This window comes from Acinetobacter sp. (assembly GCF_036666595.1).
In the GTDB taxonomy this organism is placed as follows: Bacteria; Pseudomonadota; Gammaproteobacteria; order Pseudomonadales; family Moraxellaceae; genus Acinetobacter.
This window is the reverse complement of record NZ_JAVWVO010000125.1, coordinates 1-582: the sequence shown is the minus strand read 5'-3', so window position 1 is coordinate 582 and position 582 is coordinate 1. Positions and strand designations below refer to the sequence as shown.

At 36.9% G+C, this 582-nt stretch carries 2 pseudogenes; one reads left to right on the top strand and one right to left on the bottom strand.

Annotated elements, in window-relative coordinates:
* A pseudogene (locus RR876_RS17145) lies at positions 1-118 on the bottom strand (putative porin); the annotation flags it as partial.
* Positions 119-369: 251 nt separating this feature from the next.
* On the opposite strand from RR876_RS17145, the pseudogene prfB reads away from it, so the two are divergent.
* Positions 370-582: pseudogene (gene prfB / locus RR876_RS17140) on the top strand (peptide chain release factor 2); the annotation flags it as partial.

Here is a 582-nt window from a genome sequence, read left to right as displayed (position 1 = left end):
CAAAATGATCCTGATCTGTATAAGTATATGAACCACCAACCTCAGCTTGATACGCATGAGCAGTACCTGTTACTGCAAGTGCAGATAGAAGTGCTGATGCTATTGCTAATTTTTTCATGGTTATGCCCCTGTTGAGATAATGAACCAAAAGAATATTAATTACACGTTTTGTTACAACTTTAAGTCTAGTATAAATTTCTCAGTCGTCAATCTTCAGAAAGTAATCGGACTGTACAAATGTAAGAAATAGATGTGACCATCATCGGTCTGTCATTTGGCAGGTATGCGTTAAAAAATACATGGCTGTGTCGTGTAAAGCAGTTATGTTAAAATAATAAATTGAGTGAAAAATATTGTGGGAAAACACGCGTGGAAATTAATCCGTATTTAATTCAATTGAAAGATTTATCTGATCGTAGTCAAACACTACGGGGGTATCTTTGACTACGATCTAAAGGCTGAGCGTTTAGAAGAAGTTTTAAGAGAACTCGAAGACCCGACGATTTGGAATGATCAAAATCGTGCGCAAGCGATTGCGAAAGAAAAGGGCAGTTTAGAAAATACCATTGGCGTATTTGACCG